We start from the raw sequence: 22,215 nt of genomic DNA on the forward strand, positions 1-22,215 counted from the left end.
ACATTCTTTTACCTATTAGAGCAGCTAGCAGAAACAAAAACTGTCAGTGTCAGTGTCAGCAAAACGCAGCACCAGAATCACCCTCCATAGCGTTTCTCTCTGCGCTAATCTATGACTTATCCCTCATAACTCTAAGAGTAGCGAGCCCCTACTCTATATTTTTTGTTTTATTAACGAGAATCGCTCTTCCCCCGCCCTCTCGCCTCGCCTCCCCCGCCTGCCCCCGTTCCCTGCGGTTCCATCGCAGGTCCCCCTCCCTTCTCTTCCTCCCTCCATCCCCTTTGCTGAAAACAGCCCTTATCTGCAACCTGAAATTTGGCAGTTACAGAAAAAATGCGTATCTTTGCATCGTGATTAGGAAAAGCCTCATCAAGCTCCGGACAAAAGATGGCGGCGGCTTCCCATAACACCAGACTCTAAACATTAAACACTAAAAGAACATGGAACAGAAAGGAACATTGAAGTATCGTAAGATTCAGCGTACACCACAGAGTGGAGAAAACGCAGGTAAGAAAAAGTGGTATGCCACCTCAGTAACCGACCGCGAAGTAGATTTCGAAGGCTTCGTTTCTCACATCGCCGACCACGGATCGCCATACAGCCGAGGCACCATCCACGGTGTACTGATGGATGCTCTCGACCACTTGCAGGAGTTGATTCTCGACGGCAAGAGCGTCCGCCTCTCAGGTCTCGGCCTCTTCTCCATCGGCATGAGTTCAAAAGCGGAAGACACCCGCGACAAAGTAACCGCTGCCAGCGTTGAGGGCGTTCACCTGATTGTACGCAACACCAAAACCTGGAGCAACTCCGAGCTCAGAAAGAAGTGCAAGATTGAAGAGTATGGCGCCTTCATCGGCACCGACAACACCGGCACTCCTGGCGGCTCACCCCAGGGCGGCTCAGGAACCACCGGTGGCACGGGCAGCGACGGCCAAGGCTCTGAATCAGGCGGCGGCACTACCGGCAAGGACGATACTGGCGACGGCCTTGAATAGTCCAAGGATAGACTGGCTAGGGTGCTAGCCCCTAGCCCCAGCCTATCCGCCCACAAAAAGTCAACATTCAACACTCAATATTCAACATTCAAAAAAAATGAAAGCGAACACCTGGAAAACAATTCTGCAGATAGCCATCAGCATTCTGACCGCTATCGCTACTACGCTCGGAGTAACGAGCTGCATGGGATAAAAAAAATGAGTTAAAGAATTATAAACATTTATTCATATCAGCCGACATCGGATTTTATTCACTAACTTTGCATCAGAATATACATTAGAATTCTTTACAAACAATAAAATGGAGAATAAAATAACGAAAATGGAGCGGGGAATGCAGCGACGCACCGAACTGCTCCTGGGAAAAGATAATCTTGAGAAAATTCAGAAGGCAAGAGTGCTCATCTTCGGTATCGGAGGAGTAGGATCATGGTGCGCAGAAGGACTCCTGAGAAGCGGCGTGAGAAACATCACTATCGTAGACAGCGACAGGGTATGCGTAACCAACTGCAACCGCCAGCTGATGGCTACAAGCCGAACCATAGGCGATGTGAAGGTAGAGGCGCTGCGCAACCGACTGCTCGAAATCAACCCCGATGCCAACATCACAGCCTATCAGAAAATATATCAGGCAGAAACTGCCGATGAATTCCACATGGAGCAATACGACTTCATCATCGATGCCATCGACTCGCTCAAGGATAAGGCTGACCTCATTCTGCGTGCCACTGCCCTGCCTAAGGAAATCACCTTTATATCTTCTATGGGAGCTGCCCTGCGCACCGACCCATTCATGGTAAGAAAATCTGAATTCTGGAAGGTGGATGGAGACCCGCTGGCAAGAGCACTGCGAAAGAAATTCAAAAAGAACAAGACCTTCCCACGACGAAAATTCCAGTGCGTATACAGTGAAGAAAAACCGATGCAGAACCAAGGGGTGAACAAAGCCTGCGGCACGGGCGGATGCCTATGCCCGAAAGCCAAACTCATTAGCGGAGAGAGGGGTACCGATACTGCCGTATATGATGCTCCGGGCGACCAGCAACTGGTAGAACACGAATGGTGCTCTACTAAGGCACAGATCAACGGTTCGCTCTGCCACATCACCGCAACCTTCGGAATGGCTATCGCAGGAATGGTCATCAACCACATCATTGAATAACTGTTTTTCTTTACAACAGTCACTTGAAAAGAAACTTACAAAACATACGTAAAAGGCGAGGCGCTTTCACAAGCTCCCCGCCTTTATTAATTATTCAAGTTTCGCTAGGTTCAGAAGTTTCTCGGGAGTAGTCTTATCGGCGTTCGCCTTTATTCGTCTCTTCATATCGCCAAAGAATAAAGGTTAAATCCGATAAATCTTGTTAAACAAATTCTATCTTACCGCTTATGTTTATACCTTTGCACGCAAATTTATAATCACAAAGGACATTTTCATGTCCCAAAAAGGATAATATTTAATTTAAATAAGAGAAGAAAAATGAAAGAAAAAGCAGAAAGTTCAGTAGCCTGCAATCATCACAGAGTAGGCTTTCTGGGATTGCTCGTTACATTAGGCATTGTATTCGGAGACATCGGAACATCACCTCTCTATGTGATGAAGGCTATCCTGCATACGGGCGAAAGCATCAGCGAGAGCACCATCCTGGGCGCACTGTCATGCATCATCTGGACACTCACCCTCCAGACCACCATCAAATATGTATGCGTGGCGCTGCGTGCCGACAACAATGGCGAGGGAGGCATCCTCGCCCTCTATGCCTTGCTGCGCCGACTCAAGTACAAGTGGATTTACCTACTGGCCATCATTGGCGCAAGCACCCTGCTGGCAGACGGAATCATCACCCCTGCCATCACCGTGACCACAGCCATCGAAGGACTCGAAAGCATCAGTCCCAACCTGCCAGTTATCCCCATCACCCTTGCCATCATCACCATCATCTTCTTCGTGCAGCGGTTTGGCACAGAGAGTATTGGCAAATCGTTTGGCGTATTTATGCTGCTATGGTTCCTGCTGCTGGGCGTAGTGGGAGCTTTCAGCATCACGTCTTACCCATTGATACTGAAGGCTTTCAACCCCTATTATGCAGCCATGCTGCTGGCAAAATCGCCTGAATGGTTTCTGATTCTGGGTGCCGTATTTCTCTGTACTACCGGTGCAGAGGCTCTCTATTCCGACCTGGGACATTGCGGCAGAAAGAACATCGCCATCAGCTGGGGCTTCGTAAAGACCATGCTCATTCTCAACTATCTGGGACAGGGAGCATGGGTGCTGAATCATGCTGATACGGCACTGGCAGCGAATCCGTTCTTTGCCATCATGCCGCAGAGCATGCTGTTCTTCGCCATCATCATGGCCACGGGTGCGGCAATCGTTGCGAGCCAGGCACTCATCAGCGGAACCTTCTCCATATTGAGCGAAGCCATGAACCTGCACTTCTGGCCGCGCATGCGAATCAAGCATCCTACCCATGTTAAGGGGCAGCTCTATATCCCGATGATCAACCTCGCCATGTACATCGGCGTGGTTCTCATCATCCTGCTCTTCCGCGACTCCTCGCACATGGAGGCAGCCTACGGACTCGCCATCACCATCACCATGCTGATGACTACCCTGCTGCTCGGTTTCTACCTGCACAGCAAGGGTGTGGCACGGATTTTCACGATGCTGTTTATGGGCGCATACTGCATCATCGAAGCCATCTTCCTGACTGCCAATCTGTCAAAGTTTCTTGCAGGTGGATGGTGTACGATGCTCATTGGAGGAATCCTGTTCCTGATGATGTACGTGTGGGTGAAAGCCATGAAGATACGACGCCATTATATCAGTACCAAACCGCTGGATGATTATTATCAGATTATCTCCGACATCAAGGCCGACGAGAGCATCCCTAAGTACGCTTCCAACCTGGTTTATGTGAACCATGCCAACAAGGAAGGTGCCGTAGATGACAAGTTGCTCTACTCCATCATCAACAAGCAGCCGAAACGTGCTGACCATTACTGGCTTATCAACATGGAGTTTGTTGACACTCCTGACACGCTGGAGTACAACTGCGAGACCCTGATTCCCGACACCCTCTACAGCGTAACCATGCACATTGGTTTCCGCATAGAGCCTAGGGTGAGTCTCTATCTGCGACAAGTAGTGGAAGATCTGGTAACAGACGGAAAGGTAGATTTGCAAAGCACCTATCCTTCGCTGCGCAAATACGGAATTCCGGGCGATTTCCGATTCATCATCATTCACCGCGTATATTACCCGGAGAGTTCAGATAATCGCCAACAGAACCTGCTGATGAGTATCTACGCTCTTATCAGCAAGATAGGTATTGACGAGCCTAAGGCATTGGGCCTCGACACTTCCATGGTAGTGGTAGAAAGAGTGCCGCTCATCATCAACCATCCGGTCGTTAAGGACAAGGTCATTAAGGTCATTAAGGATTCTGAAACATCACAAAGCTGACAATAAGCAAAAAGGCGAGGCGCTTTCACAAGCTCCCCGCCTTTAACCTATTAGCTAGAAGATTATAGCTAACAACTAACACAAAACCTTATAACTATTTTCAAATCTAAATCGTTATTTGAACCTATGAACGAACATTTTTTTTAATTAGAGGATAGTCTTAACAGCCTCCAGCATGCCCTTCTCCTGAATAAGGTCAAGATCCTTCTTAACCAACTCGGTAAGGCCAGGAACTGTCTTGTTCAAATCCTCGTGCCAGATATAGTCGAAGCCCAATACGCCCTCAGCTACCTTCTGAGTATCGCCGGTAGCCCAAAGCTCGGTGAGCTTGTCCATAATCTTCTGGTCATCGTTTGGCTGGATAGGGGCACCATCCTCGCGAACACCACCCTTATAGTAAGTGATGATAGCAGCGAGACCGAATACCAATCCCTGTGGCAACTCGCCCTTACGCTCAAGATAAATCTTGACACCAGGCAGGTCGCGAGTTTCAAACTTAGGGAATGAGTTGAGCATGATGCTGGTTACCTGATGATCTACGAATGGATTCTCGAAACGCTCCAATACGTCAGAAGCGAACTTCTGCAACTCATCCATTGGGAGGTTCAGCGTCTGCATCAACTCCTCAAACTGTACCTTGTGGATGTACTTGCCCAATACCGGGTGCTCGCAGGCATCGCGAACAATGTTTACACCACTGAGGTATGTAACAGGGCTCAATACGGTGTGAGGACCATTCAGCAGGGTAACCTTACGCTCGTGGTATGGCTTCTCGTTATCTGTGATAAGCACGTGGAGACCTGCCTTGTGAGCTGGGAACTCCTCCTGCATCTGCTCTACAGTCATATTTTCTGCCTTCTCGATAACCCAGAGGTGGAAGCTTTCTGCCTTAACTACGAGGTTGTCCTTGTAGCAAACCTTCTGCTGAATCTCCTTGATGGTATCGCGTGGGAAACCAGGAACGATGCGGTCTACCAATGTAGCGCAAACGTAGCAGTGGTTTGTGAACCACTCCTTGAAGCCCTCGTAATCAGCACCCATATCGCCCTTCCAGAGCTCGATATACTGATAGATACACTCCTTGAGGTGGTGACCGTTGAGGAAGATCAGCTCACATGGCATCAGGATCATACCCTTGGTTGGGTCGCCCTCGAAGAACTTATAGCGGTGGAACAAGAGCTGAACCAACTTGCCTGGATAAGAAGCTGCAGGAGCATCTGTAAACTTGCAAGAGTCATCGAATGCGATACCAGCCTCTGTTGTGTTAGAGATGATGAAACGCATCTCTGGCTGCTCAGCCAAAGCCATGAATGCCTGGTTCTGAGAATATGGGTTCAATGCACGGCTGATAACGTCGATACGCTCCAATGTGTTGATAGCCTGGCCGTTCTCCTTACCCTGAAGGTTTACGTGATAGAGGCAGTCCTGACCGTTCAACCAGTCAACCATACCGCCAGCCAATGGCTGAACTACAACGACAGAACCGTTGAAGTCGGTCTTCTTATTCATATTCCATACAATCCAATCTACGAATGCACGGAGGAAGTTACCTTCACCAAACTGAATGATTTTCTCTGGAGCGACGCTCTTAGGAGCGGTGCGCTTGTTTAATGCTTTTAGCTCTTTCATGATTTGTTTATTTTGTTTTTATTATTTTTACTTTCCGTTTTAAATTCCAATCTATTCATCAGATTGTTTTTTTCTGAGTGCAAAGGTAGTAAATATTTCGTTTGATTGTTCCAAAAACTGCGAAAATCTTCACGCAAACCTTTACGCTCCGCCCCGGTTCTATACCTTATTATATATAGAACTGCGCAGGCACAAAATAAAGAAGTAGGGATTTTCCCCCACCCCTTTAGGGGAAATCCCGACCGTAGAAGCAAAAAACATCGTATCTTTGCACCAGAAAAAAGAAACATGAAGTATAACAATTAAAAAATATACGATTATGAAACGAATGATAATAGCTCTGGTAGCCATGTTCATGATGACATTCACTACCGCTTCAGCAATGAGTTATGAGCAGGCAAGACAGCAGGCTCTCTTCCTGACAGACAAGATGGCTTACGAGCTCAATCTTACGGAAGATCAGTATGAGGCAGCTTACGAGGTGAACCTCGACTACCTGATGAGTGTAGATACATACGATGACCTATATGGTGCTTACTGGCGCCAGCGCAATATGGATTTGAGCTATATCCTGCTCGACTGGCAGTATAGAACATATCTCAATGCCACCTATTTCTACCGTCCGCTCTACTGGAATGCAGGCTACTGGCACTTCGGTATCTACGCCCGCTATCCTCGCCGCGACTACTTCTACTTCGGTCGCCCTCACTTCTACGTATCTTACCGTGGAGGTCATAGCTGGCGAGTAAACGGAAACAGAAGCTGGTATCACGGAAGAAGCTTCGGCGGCCCTCGCCCTGGAGGAAATCCGAGAATAGGTATGAGAGACGGATTCAACCGCGGCGATTACGGCAGAGGAAGATCTTTCGGAAATCTGAACCGCGAGAACAGACCTCAGATGAATCCAAACCGTGGTTTCGGTAATGCAAGCCGCCCTAACAACAACGCTGGCTTCGGAAACAGCAGCCGCCCTCAGAACGGAGGCTTCGGAAATAACAACGGAGGCTTCGGCAACAGCAGCAACCGTGGCTTCGGCAATAGCAACAGTCGCCCTAACCGCGGGTTCGGCAGCAGCAACAGCAGCACCAGCAACAACCGTGGCTTTGGAAACAACAGCCGTCAGAGCAACAGCAGCTTCGGAAGCGGAAGAAGCAATATCTTCGGGGGCAACCGCAGCAGCATGAGCCGTTCATTCAGCAGCGGGTCTGGCAACCGTGGCGGCGGGTTCACCCCTCGCTCTTCTACACCAAGCAAGAACAATGGCGGTGGAAGCTTCGGACACAGAAGATAAGAAAAGAGAAAGAGTTAAAATTTCAAGTTTATAAAGACAGAGAGTTAAGAAAAAATCAAGACCTCAAGTAAGAGAGTAAGAAAAATCAAGTACAAAAAATGGGAATTTGCATCGGTTCATACCGTTCGCAAATTCCCATTATTATTTTATCAACTTCCAGTAAAAGATTTACTCCAATCCGAAGAGCGATTTCAAACCGCCATCTACGCCCGAGAAGCCCATGAAGGCAAGGCTGAGGAGAGCGGCTGTTACCATGACGATAGCTACGCCCTGCATGCCCTTAGGAATGCGAACCAACGCCTGCTGCTCGCGAATGCCGGCGAAAACGATAAGCGCCAGGGCAAAACCGAGAGCGGTAGAGAAGGCGTAAACCACGCTCTCAAGCAGATTGTAATCCTTCTGGATAACCAGGATGGCTACACCCAGCACGGCACAGTTGGTAGTAATCAGAGGCAGGAAGATACCGAGTGCCTGATAAAGCGCAGGAGAAACCTTCTTCAGGATAATCTCTACCATCTGAACCAAGGCTGCAATCACGAGGATGAATGCCAGGGTCTGGAGATATTGCAATCCGAACGGATCGAGTACATACTTCTGAACACACCAGGTAATGATGGTTGCCAGGGTCAAGACAAAGGCGATGGCACCACCCATACCGATGGCTGTATCAACTTTCTTCGATACGCCCAGGAATGGACAGATACCGAGAAACTGCGACAAGACGATGTTGTTGACGAATATCGCAGAGATAAATATCAATAAATATTCCATAATTTCTATTTTATTTCATTGATTTGAAGCGATGCCTACGCTTACTTCTTTACCTTATTAAATATAGCAATGATGTAACCCAAGGTGAGGAAAGCTCCAGGAGGCAGGATGAACATCAGAATGTTGGTAGTCTCCGGCAACAGAGTGATACCGAACACACTACCTGCACCGAGAATCTCGCGGGCACTACCCAGGATGGTCAAACCGAGGGTGAAACCCAAACCGCAACCAATGCCATCGAAGAGGCTGGCAATAGGCGAATTCTTGGCAGCAAAGCTCTCTGCTCTACCCAGGATGATACAGTTTACTACAATCAATGGGATGTAGATACCCAGAGCCTGGTTGATGCTGTCAGGAGCATAGGCGCTCATCAACATCTGCAGGATGGTTACGAAGGCTGCAATCACGACGATGAAAACTGGAATGCGAACCATATCCGGGGTAATCTTCTTGATACAGGAAATAACAAAGTTGGTACAGATCAGCACCGCCATGGTAGCCAATCCCATAGAGAGACCGTTGATGGCGCTGGTTGTTGTAGCCAAAGTAGGACACATACCGAGAAGCAACACGAAGGTTGGATTCTCCTTGATGAGTCCGTTCATCAAAATCTTAACATTACTCATATCGGTTTATCCTTTCTTTTCGTTATGTTCAACTTTAGATGCACCACTCTCTGCATCTGCTTTCTGAGATGCACCGCTCTCGCCGTCAACACTCTTACCTGCATAGGCAGCATAAGCCTGATTGATAGCCTTGAGGAAGGCGCGGCTGGTAATGGTAGAAGCGGTGATGGCATCTACTGCATTGCCACTCTTATCGTCCTTAGATACGTGGAGGTCGCCATCCTTTGGAGTCTTACCGATGATGCTACCCTTTCCGTCCTTCTGGAACCAGGTAGCAGCCTTGGCACCCAGACCTGGAGTTTCTGAAGCCTGAAGCACGGTATAACCCATAATTTTGCCCTCGGTATCGAAACCTACGAGCACCTTCAGATCGCCACCGAAACCACCGGTAGTACTCTCTACGGCAGCACCCAGCTGCTTGCCGCTCTTGTCAGAGCACTTGTGGATGGTAAAAGAGAATTCCTTACCGCCAAACTCCTGCTTTACCTCTTCAGGCTCAGCCACCTGGAGGTCTTCAGTACCCATCACACTCTTGATACCGGCAGCCAGACTCTGTGCAGCCTTCTCGGCGATAGGACCAGATGTAAGATGATTGATATATGCAAGCACGGCACCTACGATGAGCGCAACGCCCACCAGCACAAGCACCATGTTCTTTAATGATGATTCTAATTTCTGCATGTCTCTGTCCTCCTTATTTCTTAACAGGCTTCTCACCGAAGCGCTTTGGTTTAACGTATGTGTTAATAAGAGGTGTGAACGCATTCATGATAAGAATGGCGAACGACATACCTTCTGGATAGCTACCCCAGTTACGGATGATGACGGTCAGCAGACCGATACATACACCGTAGATAAGCATGCCCTTGTGGGTCATCGGAGAGGTTACATAATCAGTAGCCATGAAGATGGCACCGAGCATCAGACCACCACTGAAGATGACAGCCAGAGGATTGGCATAAACAGGATTAGCCAAATGCATCAAACCGCTGAAAACGAATACGGTAGCGATGATGCTGACTGGAATATGCCAGGTAATGACCTTCTTCCAGAGCATGTAAGCCAAACCGAGCAAGAGGGCGAATGCACAAACCTCACCGGTAGTACCGGCACCGAAGGTATCGCCAGTGGCACCGAAGAGCAGGCTCAGCGCATCAGGCAACTGGTTGAGAACTGAAGCATCGCCCGTCTTGATGGCTGTCTTCATGATAGCCAGCGGAGTAGCACCCGTTGTAGCATCAGTATAGTTGAGCATCTGTCCGGCTATAGGCCATGAAGTCATCTGGGCAGGGAAGCTGACGAGCAGGAAGCAACGGCCTACCAAAGCGGGATTGAAAGGATTGTTACCCAAACCGCCGAAGCTCATCTTACCTACACCGATGGCAAACAGGGCACCGATGATGATGATCCAGAGAGGAAGGTTACTTGGCAAGTTCATGCCGAGCAAGAGACCGGTGATGATGGCAGAACCATCGAGCAAGCTGGTCTCCTCCTTCAGGAGATATTTTGTAATTGCCCACTCAAAGAAGACGCAGGCTGCCACAGAGGAGAGCAGTACGACTGCTGAACCCAAGCCGAAGAAATAGAAAGATGCGAGGATGGCAGGCACTAGAGCGATAATCACTCCGTACATGTTCTTCTCTACGCTCTCATTTCCATGAGCGTGTGGCGATAATGAAACGATTAATTTTCCCATTTTATCTTTTAAATTCTTTCTTAAATGAAATTCATTCTTGACGTGAAAGCTTACTTCTTGGCATTGCGAGCTCTGATGATGCCCATTACCGCTGCCTTACCGTTGATGATATTATCGAGGATAGGACGATGAGATGGACAGGTGAACTGGCATGAACCGCAGGCGATGCAGGATGTAACCTCCTCTGCCTCCAGGCGCTCATAATCCTTCACTACGCTCAGGGTAGCGAGCAAGTATGGCTCCAGGCCCATTGGGCAGGCATCCACACACTTGGCACAGCGGATACATGGCTGAGCCTTCTTGCGATGAGCATCAGCATCGGTCAATACGGTGATTGAGTTGGTACCCTTGGTTACCGGTACATCGAGGCTGATTACAGCCTTACCCATCATCGGACCACCAGCCAATACCTTGTTGTCGCCCTCTGGCAAACCGCCGCAATTCTCTATCATCTGAGAGAATGGAGTACCCATACGTACGAGGAAGTTGCCCGGGTTCTTCACCTGCTTACCGGTAACGGTAGTATAGCGTTCGAAGAGAGGTTTATTCTTCATAACTGCCTGATAAACAGCGAAGGCAGTACCTACATTCTGAACAATTGCTCCAACGTTGACCGGGATAGCTGGAGGAGCAGGAACCTGACGGCGGATAACGGCATCCACCAGCTGCTTCTCACCACCCTGTGGATATTTCTTGGCTAGAGGAACAATCTCGATACGAGCGTCATTAGCAGTCTTTTCCTCGAAGAGTTTGATGGCAGCAGGTTTGTTATCCTCGATACCGATGTAGCCCTTCTCTACCTTAGCCGCCTTCATCAGGAGGTTCAAGCCAACGAGAATCTCATCAGCATGCTCCATCATCAGGCGATAGTCGGCTGTGATATAAGGCTCACACTCTACACCGTTGATGATGACGCACTCAGCCTTGGCTCCTGGAGGAGGACAAAGCTTGATGAAGGTAGGAAAACCGGCACCACCCATACCCGTGACACCTGCTACCTTGATGCGGTTTACGATTTCCTCTGGAGTAAGCTCAGTATGAGCCTCAAGCGTTTCGAGTTTATCAGAGCGGTCGATACTCTCCTCCCACTCATCGCCTTCTACATTAATAATAATACAAGGCTTGCGATAACCGGTAGCATCAATAGATGTATCTACCTTGAACACGGTTCCTGATACGGAACTGTAAATAGGAGCACTCACAAAGCCACCAGCCTCAGCAATAAGTGTACCCACCTTCACCTTGTCGCCCTTGGCAACAACAGGCTTGGCAGGAGCACCGATGTGCTGACCAAGTGGGAAAATAGCCTGCTTAGGGAGAGGAGCTACCTGAGTAGCCATCTCGGCAGTAATCTTATTCTCTTCTGGGTGAACTCCACCAATTCTAAAAGTTCTCAAATTCATGATTATTCCTCCTTTTTCTTAACTGGGAAATTAACTTTTACGAGAGCACCTGTTGGGCATTCGTCAACACACTTGGTACACATGCGGCACTTATTGAAGTCAACATAAGCCACATTGTTCTCAATGGTGATAGCATCAAACTTGCAGACCTTCTGACACTTACCGCATCCGATGCAAGCAACGCTACAAGCTTTCTTGGCAACAGCACCCTTGTCGTGGTTTACACACTGAACGTAAACTCTACGGCCCTTAGGACCCTTCTTGCGGAGCTCGATGATATGACGTGGACAAGCGTTGGCGCAAGCACCACAACCCGTACACTTCTCTTCATCAACCTCAGGAATGCCAGTTTCAGGATTGATAGAGATTGCGCCAAACTGGCAGGCTGCCACGCAATCGCCACAACCCAGACAGCCGAACCCGCAGCCTGTTTCGCCAGCGCCACATGAATTCATAGCTGCACAAGTGTGCAAACCATCATACTCGGCAATGCGAGGACGATTCTCGCAAGTACCATTACAACGAACCACAGCCACCTTTGGCTCGGTATTGGCTACAGCCATACCTAAAAGGTCGGCTACCTTGTCCATCACGTCGGCACCACCTACCGGACACATCAGTCCATCGATAGAACCGGCATCAGCACCCTTCACCAGAGCTGCAGCCATACCGGAACATCCGGCAAAACCGCAACCACCACAGTTGGCACCTGGCAGAACCTCTCCTACCTGGCCCAAGCGAGGGTCTTCTTCGACGGCAAACTTCTTAGATACTCCGAAGAGAACCAGCGCTGCAATCAGCGCGATTGCTCCGAGAACCAAGACAGCAATCAAAATAAAATTCATAATTTTTTGTGTTTTGTTTTGTTATTTTCTTTGTTTTAAAATAAAAGCTCATCGCTGAAGCCACAGAAGCACATCACGTACCCTATGTTTCTATAGAGAAGCTCAGTTTGTTTTTAAGTTTGTTTCTGAATAAGTAGAGCACCACATAGTATGGAATGAGAATGCCCAATGCCGAGAGCGCAGCGGCTCCCTCTGAGTGAGTAGCTTTCAGTACACCGACCAAAGCAATCACCATCAGTATCAGCGGCAACAGATAGCCATAGAAACTGGCTCTGAATCCTACAGCCGAATCAGCCGTCACCACTACGCTATCGCCTTTGTGGTAGAGAGACGCCTCTGAGGTAGAAACCTCAATCATCTTCTCTTTCGATTCAGATGCAGTACAATGAGCAGCCACCTTGCAAGCGCTGCAGGCTGACGACTGTACGATGCGAATGCACACACAACCTTCTTCTACGCTCTCTACGATGCCAGAATGTTTTATTTTGTTATTCATTTGTAATGTTGAGATTGCATTTTTGCAATTCAAGTGCAAAGATACTACATTATTTAGAAATGGCAAACAAAATCGAAAAGAAAATATGAAAAAGGAGCGTAAACGTTATCTATGCCCTAAAAATCGGGGTATTTGAAAACAAATTAAAAGCAAAAATGCTTTTTTTTAGCAACTTCTTTTGGTGATATCAATTTTTTATGTATCTTTGCATTGATTATTAAAGAATTGATATGGAAACATTAGAGCAAACAATCATGCAAGTAGAGCGCTTTATCAGAAAAGTAGCTCAAAAGTTCCCTGCGCCAGAATCTGACGACGAGACTTCTCAAATGACCGACATCCACGTAAGGGTTTCGCAAGACAGTGGCGAACTCCTGGCCTTTGACGACGATGACAACGAGATTACCCGCTGCGTTGTTGAGCAATGGATAGAAAACAAGGATGAAGACTTCTACGACGAGGTAGCAAAGCTGCTTCGCGATGTATTGCGCAAACAGGCTGATATCATAGATCATCTCGGCATTCTCAAGCCATACAGCTTTGTGCTCGAAGATGAGGATAAAGAGCATATTGGCGAGCTCTATCTTGCTGACGATGATACAATCATCGTAGGTGGTGACTTGATGGAGAATCTGGACAACGATCTGGATAACTTCCTGAACGACCTGCTGAAAGAATAAAAAAAATACAGGATGTAAGGACTACCCGCTCCCCCATCCCAACAAAATAAAAAACCGTTGCACTCTCTCCTATCGAGTACAACGGTTTTTCTGTTTTTAATGGTCTTTCCGTTTATATCATCTAACCAATCTAAAAAGAAATTTTCTTTTTCTTACCTTTACTTTCGTTTCCTACACGGTCGAGAGCAGTTACTACATACACATATTTCTTGCCACTCACATAAGGGATGCGATAGAAATTATCATAAGTAACTGCCTGGAGTGCAGAAACATCATTGAGATTTACCTTAGCTCCTTTCTCAAAACGGTAGATAGCAAAACGGTTCACCTGATCGCCCCACTTTTTCTTTCTAGCCTTAGGAGCCTTCCATACCAGCAGCGGACCTTTCTCAGTCCACATCAGTTTGAGACCCTTTACCCCCTTTGGCGCCTTATTATCAAGGAAAGGCATAGAGGGTGGCAATGCTGGATACTTCCAATAATTATTGCGGAGTGTATGTCCGATATTACCTACATTATCGGCAGCAGTCTGCGCATACCAGAGCACAGTGCCCTTCACATTATTCATCTGCTGATGCAAACGGTGCTTGGCAGGCAACTGATGACTGCGCGGATTGACTGGGTCAGCAAACTTGGCTGTACGCTCTATATCTTCACCTATATATAATGGGCGGTTGCCAGCATGCTTATTCCACCAGGTTATGAGCGTCTTGTAATCGGCAGCACGATTGCCTATCTCCCAATAAATCTGAGGCACACAATAGTCTATCCAACCATTATTCACCCAAAGCAATACATCTGCATAAAGATCATCATAATTCTGAAGGCCGAAGGTTTCTGAACCATTAGGATCGGTACGTTTGTTGCGGTAGATGCCGAATGGGGAAACACCAAACTTGACCCAAGGCTTAACGGCATGAATGGATTCGCTGAGCTGCTTTACAAACCGGCTCACGTTATCACGGCGCCAATCACCTATGTTTCGCATGCCGCGCGACTGCTGGCGGAAGAGCTGCTGATCAGGAATCTGTCGTCCGGCCTCTGGATATGGATAGAAATAATCATCAATATGGAATCCATCAACATCATATCGGCTTACAATGTCCACAGCCACCTCGCAAATATAGTCGGCTGCAGTCTGCAACCCAGGGTTCAACAGCGTCAGCTTGCCATACTGAAAACAGAGATCAGGACGCCTCTTCACGATATTCTTCGGCGAAACCTGCTCATAGGAAGTTACGCTATGCTTGGCACGATAAGGATTAATCCAGGCATGAAGCTCCATGCCACGATTGTGACACTGCTCTATCATCCACTGCAACGGATCCCAATAAGGAGAAGGAGCCTTTCCCTGCACCCCCGTAAGAAACTTGCTCCAAGGCTCTAAATCACTCTTATACAGAGCATCACACTCAGCTCGAACCTGAAAGATTATCGCATTCACGCCATCCTTCTGCAGTTCATCAAGCTGTCTGGTAAGCATCGCCTGGATCTGCTGCGTACTCTTGCCCAGATACTGTCCGTTAACACACTGTATCCAAGCTCCACGAAACTCTCGTTTGTTCTGAGCCTTCATTGTTGCCGACGACATCAGCATCATTGCAACAACGAGCATCAAAATCGCTTTCAGTCTTTTCATCTGTTATCTGTTATTTATCAATTTCATTTTTTCCTTTTCATTCTACAGTTTGTTCTTCATCCCTCAGCTTCGGGAGTGAAATATGGTATCTTACAGCCAGCAATCGGATGGCGCAGACCACACTGAAAGCAACAATCACCGTAATATAGAGGCTCACACCCAGATAGCTCAATCCCCAATAAGCCAAACCACCGGCGACACAAGCCATCGCATAAATCTCCTTTCGGAAGATGACCGGCTCTTCATTAAGAAGCACATCGCGGATAACACCGCCTGCAGCACCCGTGATACAGCCCATGATGATGGCTACCCAAAAAGAGAAACCACATTCGAGCGACTTCTGGATGCCCGCAATATTGAAAAGCGCCAAGCCCAAGGTATCAAACAGAAACCAGGTATTGTCAAGACGCTTGAGATAGCGGTGGCAAGCAATCACTACCAACTGCGCAAACAGCGTACAAATCAGGTAGATAGGGCTCAACATCCAAAACGGACGCACACCAAGCATCACATCTCGTATGGTTCCACCACCTATGGCTACAGCCACACCACAAACAAAACCGCCCAGCCAATCATAGTGCTTACTTGCTGCCAGACGAATGCCCGAAAGGGCAAAAGCAAATGTTCCGATGAATTCTATCACGCTATGAAGCGTGAGCACGAATTCAGGATCGCCATGTATCATCATTTTCTCGTATCAGTTAGTTGCTCTAAATATCAATTTCTAATTATTCTTTCTAATCACTAATTCTTGAATCTTTCTCCCCAGCAGGTAACCATCCAGTTGTAGAGGCGCTCCTCGGAAGGCGAATGCTGCGCATGCCAGAAGCGGGCATCCTTCAGTTCGTCTGGCAGATACTGCTGCTCAGTGAAATGTCCAGGATAATCGTGAGGATACTTATATCCGTCATGATAGCCCAAATCTTTCATCAGTTTGGTAGGAGCATTGCGGATGTGCAGCGGAACAGGCAGATTCCCCGTTTGCCGTACAGTAGCCAGCGCATCATTAATGCCCAGATAAGCACTGTTGCTCTTCGGACTCGTGGCCAGATAAACCACAGCCTCAGCAAGGGCGATACGCGCTTCGGGCCACCCTATCTTCATCACCGTATCGAAGGCAGCATTGGCAAGCAGGAGTGCATTCGGATTGGCAAGTCCCACATCCTCAGAGGCACTGATTACAACCCTACGGGCTATAAACTGCGGGTCTTCTCCTCCTTCTATCATCCTCGCCATCCAATAAAGCGCAGCATCGGGATCGCTTCCGCGAATACTCTTGATAAAGGCTGAGATAATATCATAATGCATCTCACCCTGTTTATCGTAAGCCAGCGGATTCTGCTGCAACTGCTCTTCTACCATCTTGTCGGTAATCACAATCTCTGAAGATCCGGCAGATTCTACCACCAGTTCCAAGATATTGAGCAGTTTGCGGGCATCTCCACCACTATATCGCAGCAGCGCGCCCGTCTCTTCCAACTTAATATTTTTTTCTCTGAGTTCTACATCCTGCGTAATGGCACGATGCAGGAGTCCTTCAAGATCAGCCTTTTCGAGCGGTTTGAGCACATAGAGCTGACATCTGGACAACAGCGGCCGAATCACCTCGAATGAAGGATTCTCGGTGGTAGCACCTATCAGCGTAACAATACCCTTCTCTACCGCACCCAAAAGCGAATCCTGCTGACTCTTGGAGAAACGGTGAATCTCATCAATAAACAATATAGGAGAAGCCGAATTAAAGAATCTACCACTTTTTGCTCTTTCTATCACCTCGCGGACATCCTTTACGCCACTGGTCACCGCAGAGAGGGTGAAGAACGGCACCTTGATGGTTTGTGCCACGATTTGAGCAAGGGTAGTCTTGCCCACTCCAGGGGGTCCCCAGAGGATAAAAGAGGATATGCGCCCTGCGTCAATCATCTTGCGCAGCACGGCCCCCTCACCTACCAAATGCTGCTGTCCTACATAGTCAGCAAGCGTGTGAGGTCTCATTCTTTCAGCTAACGGTTCACTCATAGTACGTGCAAAGGTAATGAAAAAAATCGAATTCCAAATAAAAAAGTGACCAAAAACACAAAAAAACAGCAAGAAAATTTGGATATATAAAAAGAAGTACTTACTTTTGCACACACAAACATAATTGAAGATGAATAAAGATAAAATATTAACACTGAAGAATGTTACTAAAAGTAGCATTTGGGAATTGCAGGAGAACGATGTGTTCCGTCTTTGGGAAGCAGCTGAAAAGGATGCTGACCTCAAGGATTACCAGAACAAGTATATCGCAGTGATCCGCAGCGCATTCGAAATGGAACCAGTGACGGTAGACCGTCCTGAAGTGATTGACAAACTGATGGCACGCGGCTTTAAGATTGGCACTTTCCGTATCAACGACAAGAAAGAAAAGTATGCCATCAAAAAGCGCCCTATCATGCGTGTTACCGATCTTACTTACGAAAATGTAAGTCACATCACCGCCAATAAGCTCATCGAACTCTTGGAGCGCAACTTTGGTGGTGGCTGGGAGAGTCTGCCTCAGAGCATCCAGGACATCATCGAAAGTAATTTCGACATCAGCACAACTACTCTTCCTGCTGACCGCCTGAAAAAGCCAGGAGGTCTGTACGAGAAGAAACTCGCCGATGACTACGAAGTGCTCGTAGTACCAAAAGGTTCTTGGGTTGAAGCTATCTTTGCCAAGGAGAAGCCAAAGGTAGAAAAGGTTCGCATGAGATTCGAAGATGAGAATGATTTGAAACGCAACGACGACCTGCTCGACCCAGACGAGGATGAAGACGAGGATGCACCTGAAATCGAGGATCACTACAACGATCCAGATGAGGATGACGATGCATTCGATGACGACAAGCTTACTGAGGAAAGCTACCGTACTACCTTCGAAGACCCGGAGAACCTCGGTCTTGATGATGCAGAAGACGTAGCCGACGATGATTATTAATTCAGTTTATACATTATTATAATATAAAGAGAAATGAACGCATTAATTGGATTTGTTGCATTAATCGCTATGGGCCTCGTAGGTTGGGCGATTGCAGAATTTAAGTACAAGGCTTTCACTTTCACCCGTTCAGAAAAGGACATCGAGGAAGAGAAAGAGCTTGAAGAGCAGAAACGCGCAGAGGGTTTCAAGGAGATGAACATCCGCGACATCATGCGCAAAAACTCAACCAATGGTTATAACGCCGTAGGTTAGTTTTATGTTAATTTACCTATGCTTATGATACAGTATATCATCATAGCAATCATATTGGCGGCATGCATCACGTATGCCGCCATTTGTATCTACCGCTCCATCAAACAAGCACGAGAGTGTAAAAACTATCAATGTTCAGGTTGCCCGTTCGTTGAGAAATGCCAAAAGAATAAAAAGAAAGAGGCTACTCAGCGGAAAGAACAAGAGTAGCTCTCATAAAAGAGCTGCTAAAACTACTTTTACTGTCATGCAGCGAGGAAACCAGACAAAAATTAAAGCATTTCAGAACCCGTTCATTATGAGCAAGATACAAAGAAAGTGATTGTTTTAATTAAAAAAGTTGCATAAAAATTTGGTAGAACCAATAAAAAGTAGTACCTTTGCACTCGCAAATCAGAAATGATTGTTCTACACAAGGTGTCTTAACCGAGCGGTTAGGTAACGGTCTGCAAAACCGTGTAGAGCGGTTCGACTCCGCTAGACACCTCATAAAAAAAGGAAGTTCTTCAATAAGGACTTCCTTTTTTCATATCTACTCTCCCCCATTTTCATTCCTCATTTCTAGGTATTCATCAAAACCCCCATTTTTAGGTATTGCACAATTATAAAAATCTTCGTACCTTTGCAACCGTAAATGATAAACATCAGAACTGAGGTTATCCTATGAGTAGGAATTGCCCCTTGCCAAAAGCAATTCTGGTGAACGTTTGAAACTTTTAGATAATTGAGACAAAGATAGAAATTAAAATCTTGTTCGCTAATAGAAATAATTCATAATGTTTTTGTATAATATGAAAAGGAGTGCTTGTGAAAGTACTCCTTTTATGTATAGGTTTACTACATGGCGATGCATTTTGTTCTATGTCACGACGCACAGACTTCTACATCGCCATGTAATTTCAAAGATATCGGGAGTTTTAAAAAAGCCTGTTACTATTTGATTTTAGCACCAAATGACTTTACAAACTTAATCTTCTTGCCTTTTGCGATGATTGGCTTCTTCCATTCACCACCCAAAATACGGATAACAGCCTTCTTGCCTACAGGAACCGCATCTATAGCCTTCTGCAAATCCATGAAATTGCCTCGACCTTCTGCAGAGACTACATAATCATAATGGCAGACATGAGACTTCAGCGCTGGCACCTGCTCAGCTACAGCATCAGCAAGCGCACCGGCAACCACACGTGCACCATATACATTATAATGGGTATTATCTTTCTTACCCTTAGGAACCTGCGGATTCTCGCCAGGCATAAACCACATATGTAATTTACGGCTACCTTCAATACCCATGCCCGTTTCTATATCGTGGGTAATCTTGGTAGCATCAACAAACGGAACATTCAGCTGCTTTGCTACATTGCGGGGAGCTATCACATAAGCTCCGTGGGTGTCGATAAGCGTATCGCTATTAATCTGCTCCTTTCCATCATATACTTTATTGCGAAGCTTCTCGTCATCATCATTCTTCAATTCTGCAGAATAGTAGCAGCGACGAACCACCGCATTGAACAGTACAGGAATGCCACCCTTGGCACGGGTCTCATTTACATATCTGGCAAGGTTTGCATCAAAAGTAGATCCCGGATCAGTATGACGGTCAGGCATTGACTTCTCATCGTTATGCCCAAACTGGATAAACACATAATCACCTGGCTTTATTCTATCCAAAACCTTTTTCCATCTTCCTTCATTGATAAAGCTCAAAGAAGAACGACCATTAACAGCATGATTGTCAACAATCACCTTGTCATCAAAAAAGCCTTGCAATACCATCCCCCATCCTCGCTCTGGACTATTTCTAAAACCGGCTTTCTCGGCAGCAGTAGAATCACCGATTACGAAAATCGTTGTTGTCTTTGTGCTGGATGTCATCAGCAACGCCAGTATGAATACACATAAAATAGCTTTTATTTTTTTCATTTGTCTGTAGTTTTTAGAAGTTACTAAAATTATAGTTAGGCATACACGCTAACACATAAAAAGCTCTCGCCCTGCCGCACTGCATATTCACATATACAAGCACGAGAGGACGAGAAAGAGAGTATTATTTATTTACTTTGGCTATCAATTCCTCGGCAGTAACCAAGGTTTGTTCGCCAGTTTCCATATTCTTAAGCGTAACCTTGCCCTGAGCCATCTCATTCTCACCTGCAAGCACCACAAACGGAATATTCTTGGCATTGGCATAGCTCATCTGCTTCTTCATCTTCGCCTTATCAGGGAAGATTTCGGTACGGATACCGGCTGCACGAGCTGCACTTACTATAGGCAGGCAGTAAGCTGTCTCCTTTTCACCGAAGTTGATAAACAGTATCTGAGTAGCATTTACTGCCTCCTTCGGATAAAGGTCGAGCGCACCTAACACATCATAAATACGGTCAGCACCAAAACTGATACCAACACCGCTCAAACCTGGCAAACCGAAAATGCCGGTGAGGTTGTCGTAACGACCACCACCTGTAATACTTCCCATTGGAGTATCAAGCGCTTTCACCTCGAAGATTGCACCTGTATAATAGTTCAAGCCACGAGCCAGAGTGAGATCCAGTTCTATCTCGTTGTTCAAGCCAAGAGTCTTCAAGGTATCGAGGATAAACTTGGTTTCCTCTACACCCTTTAAACCAACTTCTGAACCTTCGAGAACCTTCGCTATCACTTCAAGTTTCTCATCATTAGTTCCTGACAATGAGATGATTGGCTGCAACTTCTCAATGGCATCTTCAGAAATGCCGTCACTGCGCAACTCTTCGTTTACATTGTCAAGTCCGATTTTATCAAGCTTATCGATGGCTACTGTGATATCTACAATCTTCTCAGCCTCGCCGATAACCTCTGCAATACCGGTAAGAATCTTGCGGTTATTAATCTTGATGCATACACGAACACCAAACTTGGTGAACACGGTATCAACAATCTGCATCAATTCGACCTCGTTCAGGAGAGAATCAGAGCCAACCACATCAGCATCACACTGATAGAACTCACGGTAACGTCCTTTCTGAGGGCGGTCTGCACGCCATACTGGCTGAATCTGATAACGTTTGAAAGGCATCTGCAACTCCTCGCGGTGCTGCACAACGTAACGTGCGAAAGGAACAGTCAGGTCATAACGAAGACCCTTCTCACAAAGTTTCGCTGCTAATTTAAGTGATCCGAGAGAATGAATATCCTCATCGCTCACCTTATTCATATAGTCGCCTGAATTCAATATCTTAAAAAGCAGTTTATCACCCTCTTCACCATACTTGCCCATCAAAGTCTGAAGGGTTTCCATGGCAGGGGTTTCAATCTGCTGGAATCCATAAAGAGCATACACTTCCTTGATGGTGTTGAAGATGTAGTTGCGTTTCGCCATCTCAACAGGACCAAAATCTCTCGTGCCCTTTGGTATACTTGGTTTCTGAGCCATTTATTAATGTTTAATATGAATGTTAAATGTTTAATGTCTAGCGCCA

The 22,215-nt window shown here is 46.8% G+C and carries 21 protein-coding genes and 1 tRNA gene; 9 read left to right on the forward strand and 13 right to left on the reverse strand.

The window, feature by feature from the left end; all coding sequences use genetic code 11:
• The first annotated feature begins 440 nt into the window (after window positions 1–440).
• The 4 genes from KUA46_RS06465 to KUA46_RS06480 all read left to right on the forward strand — a co-directional run bounded on the left by KUA46_RS06465 (window position 441) and on the right by KUA46_RS06480 (window position 4,461).
• Window positions 441–995: an HU family DNA-binding protein gene (locus KUA46_RS06465; protein WP_218487183.1), complete on the forward strand. Its 555-nt coding sequence runs from the start codon at window positions 441–443 to the stop codon at window positions 993–995.
• Window positions 996–1,092: 97 nt separating this feature from the next.
• Entirely contained in the window at window positions 1,093–1,188 is a 96-nt protein-coding gene (locus KUA46_RS06470) for a smalltalk protein (RefSeq protein ID WP_153072405.1), read from the forward strand.
• Between the two features lie 108 nt (window positions 1,189–1,296).
• Entirely contained in the window at window positions 1,297–2,157 is an 861-nt protein-coding gene (locus tag KUA46_RS06475) for a tRNA threonylcarbamoyladenosine dehydratase (protein WP_153081607.1), read from the forward strand.
• A 318-nt stretch (window positions 2,158–2,475) separates the two neighbouring features.
• Entirely contained in the window at window positions 2,476–4,461 is a 1,986-nt protein-coding gene (locus tag KUA46_RS06480) for a KUP/HAK/KT family potassium transporter (protein ID WP_218487182.1), read from the forward strand.
• Window positions 4,462–4,608: 147 nt separating this feature from the next.
• Here KUA46_RS06480 and KUA46_RS06485 read toward each other — a convergent pair whose 3' ends face one another.
• A complete protein-coding gene (locus KUA46_RS06485; RefSeq protein ID WP_117727669.1) occupies window positions 4,609–6,090 on the reverse strand; it encodes a tagaturonate reductase in 1,482 nt (493 codons plus the stop codon).
• A gap of 319 nt (window positions 6,091–6,409) precedes the next feature.
• On the opposite strand from KUA46_RS06485, the gene KUA46_RS06490 reads away from it, so the two are divergent.
• Window positions 6,410–7,381, forward strand: a complete 972-nt coding sequence (locus KUA46_RS06490) for a hypothetical protein (protein WP_218487181.1) — start codon at window positions 6,410–6,412, stop codon at window positions 7,379–7,381.
• Between the two features lie 168 nt (window positions 7,382–7,549).
• Here the strand turns inward: KUA46_RS06490 and rsxA are convergent, their stop codons facing one another.
• The 7 genes from rsxA to KUA46_RS06525 form a co-directional block, all read right to left on the reverse strand.
• Entirely contained in the window at window positions 7,550–8,152 is a 603-nt protein-coding gene (rsxA, locus tag KUA46_RS06495) for an electron transport complex subunit RsxA (protein WP_006848658.1), read from the reverse strand.
• Window positions 8,153–8,193: 41 nt separating this feature from the next.
• Window positions 8,194–8,778, reverse strand: a complete 585-nt coding sequence (rsxE, locus tag KUA46_RS06500) for an electron transport complex subunit RsxE (protein ID WP_022121864.1) — start codon at window positions 8,776–8,778, stop codon at window positions 8,194–8,196.
• Window positions 8,779–8,784: 6 nt separating this feature from the next.
• The gene (locus KUA46_RS06505; protein WP_118416515.1) at window positions 8,785–9,459 is read right to left on the reverse strand and encodes an RnfABCDGE type electron transport complex subunit G; all 675 of its coding nucleotides are present in this window, start codon (window positions 9,457–9,459) and stop codon (window positions 8,785–8,787) included.
• Window positions 9,460–9,472: 13 nt separating this feature from the next.
• Window positions 9,473–10,474: an RnfABCDGE type electron transport complex subunit D gene (locus KUA46_RS06510; RefSeq protein ID WP_218487180.1), complete on the reverse strand. Its 1,002-nt coding sequence runs from the start codon at window positions 10,472–10,474 to the stop codon at window positions 9,473–9,475.
• Between the two features lie 50 nt (window positions 10,475–10,524).
• The gene (rsxC, locus tag KUA46_RS06515; RefSeq protein WP_117727673.1) at window positions 10,525–11,877 is read right to left on the reverse strand and encodes an electron transport complex subunit RsxC; all 1,353 of its coding nucleotides are present in this window, start codon (window positions 11,875–11,877) and stop codon (window positions 10,525–10,527) included.
• 2 nt (window positions 11,878–11,879) lie between these two features.
• On the reverse strand, window positions 11,880–12,722 hold the full coding sequence (locus tag KUA46_RS06520; protein ID WP_218487179.1) for a Fe-S cluster domain-containing protein: 843 nt from the start codon (window positions 12,720–12,722) through the stop codon (window positions 11,880–11,882).
• 82 nt (window positions 12,723–12,804) lie between these two features.
• Window positions 12,805–13,218 carry a SoxR reducing system RseC family protein gene (locus tag KUA46_RS06525; RefSeq protein ID WP_118064879.1) on the reverse strand — a complete coding sequence of 138 codons (414 nt, stop codon included), beginning with the start codon at window positions 13,216–13,218 and terminating at the stop codon, window positions 12,805–12,807.
• A 230-nt stretch (window positions 13,219–13,448) separates the two neighbouring features.
• Between KUA46_RS06525 and KUA46_RS06530 the strand changes: the two genes are divergently transcribed.
• Complete coding sequence (locus KUA46_RS06530; protein ID WP_117585988.1) at window positions 13,449–13,898, forward strand: hypothetical protein; 450 nt, start codon at window positions 13,449–13,451, stop codon at window positions 13,896–13,898.
• Between the two features lie 130 nt (window positions 13,899–14,028).
• Here the strand turns inward: KUA46_RS06530 and KUA46_RS06535 are convergent, their stop codons facing one another.
• Genes KUA46_RS06535 through KUA46_RS06545 form a run of 3 tightly spaced genes read right to left on the reverse strand, consistent with a single transcriptional unit; the run spans window position 14,029 to window position 17,556 of the window.
• Window positions 14,029–15,537: a glycoside hydrolase family 10 protein gene (locus tag KUA46_RS06535; RefSeq protein WP_218487178.1), complete on the reverse strand. Its 1,509-nt coding sequence runs from the start codon at window positions 15,535–15,537 to the stop codon at window positions 14,029–14,031.
• A gap of 37 nt (window positions 15,538–15,574) precedes the next feature.
• A complete protein-coding gene (locus KUA46_RS06540; RefSeq protein ID WP_117585997.1) occupies window positions 15,575–16,222 on the reverse strand; it encodes a trimeric intracellular cation channel family protein in 648 nt (215 codons plus the stop codon).
• A 59-nt stretch (window positions 16,223–16,281) separates the two neighbouring features.
• Entirely contained in the window at window positions 16,282–17,556 is a 1,275-nt protein-coding gene (locus KUA46_RS06545; protein WP_006848668.1) for a replication-associated recombination protein A, read from the reverse strand.
• Between the two features lie 130 nt (window positions 17,557–17,686).
• Between KUA46_RS06545 and KUA46_RS06550 the strand changes: the two genes are divergently transcribed.
• From KUA46_RS06550 to KUA46_RS06560, 3 genes are all read left to right on the forward strand, one after another.
• Entirely contained in the window at window positions 17,687–18,499 is an 813-nt protein-coding gene (locus KUA46_RS06550) for a hypothetical protein (RefSeq protein WP_006848669.1), read from the forward strand.
• Between the two features lie 33 nt (window positions 18,500–18,532).
• Window positions 18,533–18,754: a hypothetical protein gene (locus KUA46_RS06555; RefSeq protein ID WP_153092514.1), complete on the forward strand. Its 222-nt coding sequence runs from the start codon at window positions 18,533–18,535 to the stop codon at window positions 18,752–18,754.
• 416 nt (window positions 18,755–19,170) lie between these two features.
• Window positions 19,171–19,241 (forward strand) — tRNA-Cys (locus tag KUA46_RS06560).
• Window positions 19,242–19,687: 446 nt separating this feature from the next.
• On the opposite strand, the gene KUA46_RS06565 is transcribed toward KUA46_RS06560, so the two are convergent.
• Together KUA46_RS06565 and hisS are read right to left on the reverse strand one after the other, a co-directional pair.
• Window positions 19,688–20,680: a rhamnogalacturonan acetylesterase gene (locus tag KUA46_RS06565; RefSeq protein WP_218487177.1), complete on the reverse strand. Its 993-nt coding sequence runs from the start codon at window positions 20,678–20,680 to the stop codon at window positions 19,688–19,690.
• Between the two features lie 124 nt (window positions 20,681–20,804).
• Complete coding sequence (gene hisS, locus KUA46_RS06570; protein WP_218487176.1) at window positions 20,805–22,169, reverse strand: histidine--tRNA ligase; 1,365 nt, start codon at window positions 22,167–22,169, stop codon at window positions 20,805–20,807.
• Window positions 22,170–22,215: the final 46 nt, after the last annotated feature.

It is taken from the genome of Segatella copri, assembly GCF_019249765.2.
Taxonomy (GTDB): Bacteria; Bacteroidota; Bacteroidia; order Bacteroidales; family Bacteroidaceae; genus Prevotella; species Prevotella copri_K.

Bases quoted from the DNA above. Each gene is read 5' to 3' on its own strand.
- KUA46_RS06465 (WP_218487183.1), top strand. From the start codon at position 441: ATGGAACAGAAAGGAACATTGAAGTATCGTAAGATTCAGCGTACACCA.
- KUA46_RS06470 (WP_153072405.1), top strand. From the start codon at position 1,093: ATGAAAGCGAACACCTGGAAAACAATTCTGCAGATAGCCATCAGCATT.
- KUA46_RS06475 (WP_153081607.1), top strand. From the start codon at position 1,297: ATGGAGAATAAAATAACGAAAATGGAGCGGGGAATGCAGCGACGCACC.
- KUA46_RS06480 (WP_218487182.1), top strand. From the start codon at position 2,476: ATGAAAGAAAAAGCAGAAAGTTCAGTAGCCTGCAATCATCACAGAGTA.
- KUA46_RS06485 (WP_117727669.1), bottom strand. From the start codon at position 6,090: ATGAAAGAGCTAAAAGCATTAAACAAGCGCACCGCTCCTAAGAGCGTC.
- KUA46_RS06490 (WP_218487181.1), top strand. From the start codon at position 6,410: ATGAAACGAATGATAATAGCTCTGGTAGCCATGTTCATGATGACATTC.
- rsxA (WP_006848658.1), bottom strand. From the start codon at position 8,152: ATGGAATATTTATTGATATTTATCTCTGCGATATTCGTCAACAACATC.
- rsxE (WP_022121864.1), bottom strand. From the start codon at position 8,778: ATGAGTAATGTTAAGATTTTGATGAACGGACTCATCAAGGAGAATCCA.
- KUA46_RS06505 (WP_118416515.1), bottom strand. From the start codon at position 9,459: ATGCAGAAATTAGAATCATCATTAAAGAACATGGTGCTTGTGCTGGTG.
- KUA46_RS06510 (WP_218487180.1), bottom strand. From the start codon at position 10,474: ATGGGAAAATTAATCGTTTCATTATCGCCACACGCTCATGGAAATGAG.
- rsxC (WP_117727673.1), bottom strand. From the start codon at position 11,877: ATGAATTTGAGAACTTTTAGAATTGGTGGAGTTCACCCAGAAGAGAAT.
- KUA46_RS06520 (WP_218487179.1), bottom strand. From the start codon at position 12,722: ATGAATTTTATTTTGATTGCTGTCTTGGTTCTCGGAGCAATCGCGCTG.
- KUA46_RS06525 (WP_118064879.1), bottom strand. From the start codon at position 13,218: ATGAATAACAAAATAAAACATTCTGGCATCGTAGAGAGCGTAGAAGAA.
- KUA46_RS06530 (WP_117585988.1), top strand. From the start codon at position 13,449: ATGGAAACATTAGAGCAAACAATCATGCAAGTAGAGCGCTTTATCAGA.
- KUA46_RS06535 (WP_218487178.1), bottom strand. From the start codon at position 15,537: ATGAAAAGACTGAAAGCGATTTTGATGCTCGTTGTTGCAATGATGCTG.
- KUA46_RS06540 (WP_117585997.1), bottom strand. From the start codon at position 16,222: ATGATACATGGCGATCCTGAATTCGTGCTCACGCTTCATAGCGTGATA.
- KUA46_RS06545 (WP_006848668.1), bottom strand. From the start codon at position 17,556: ATGAGTGAACCGTTAGCTGAAAGAATGAGACCTCACACGCTTGCTGAC.
- KUA46_RS06550 (WP_006848669.1), top strand. From the start codon at position 17,687: ATGAATAAAGATAAAATATTAACACTGAAGAATGTTACTAAAAGTAGC.
- KUA46_RS06555 (WP_153092514.1), top strand. From the start codon at position 18,533: ATGAACGCATTAATTGGATTTGTTGCATTAATCGCTATGGGCCTCGTA.
- KUA46_RS06565 (WP_218487177.1), bottom strand. From the start codon at position 20,680: ATGAAAAAAATAAAAGCTATTTTATGTGTATTCATACTGGCGTTGCTG.
- hisS (WP_218487176.1), bottom strand. From the start codon at position 22,169: ATGGCTCAGAAACCAAGTATACCAAAGGGCACGAGAGATTTTGGTCCT.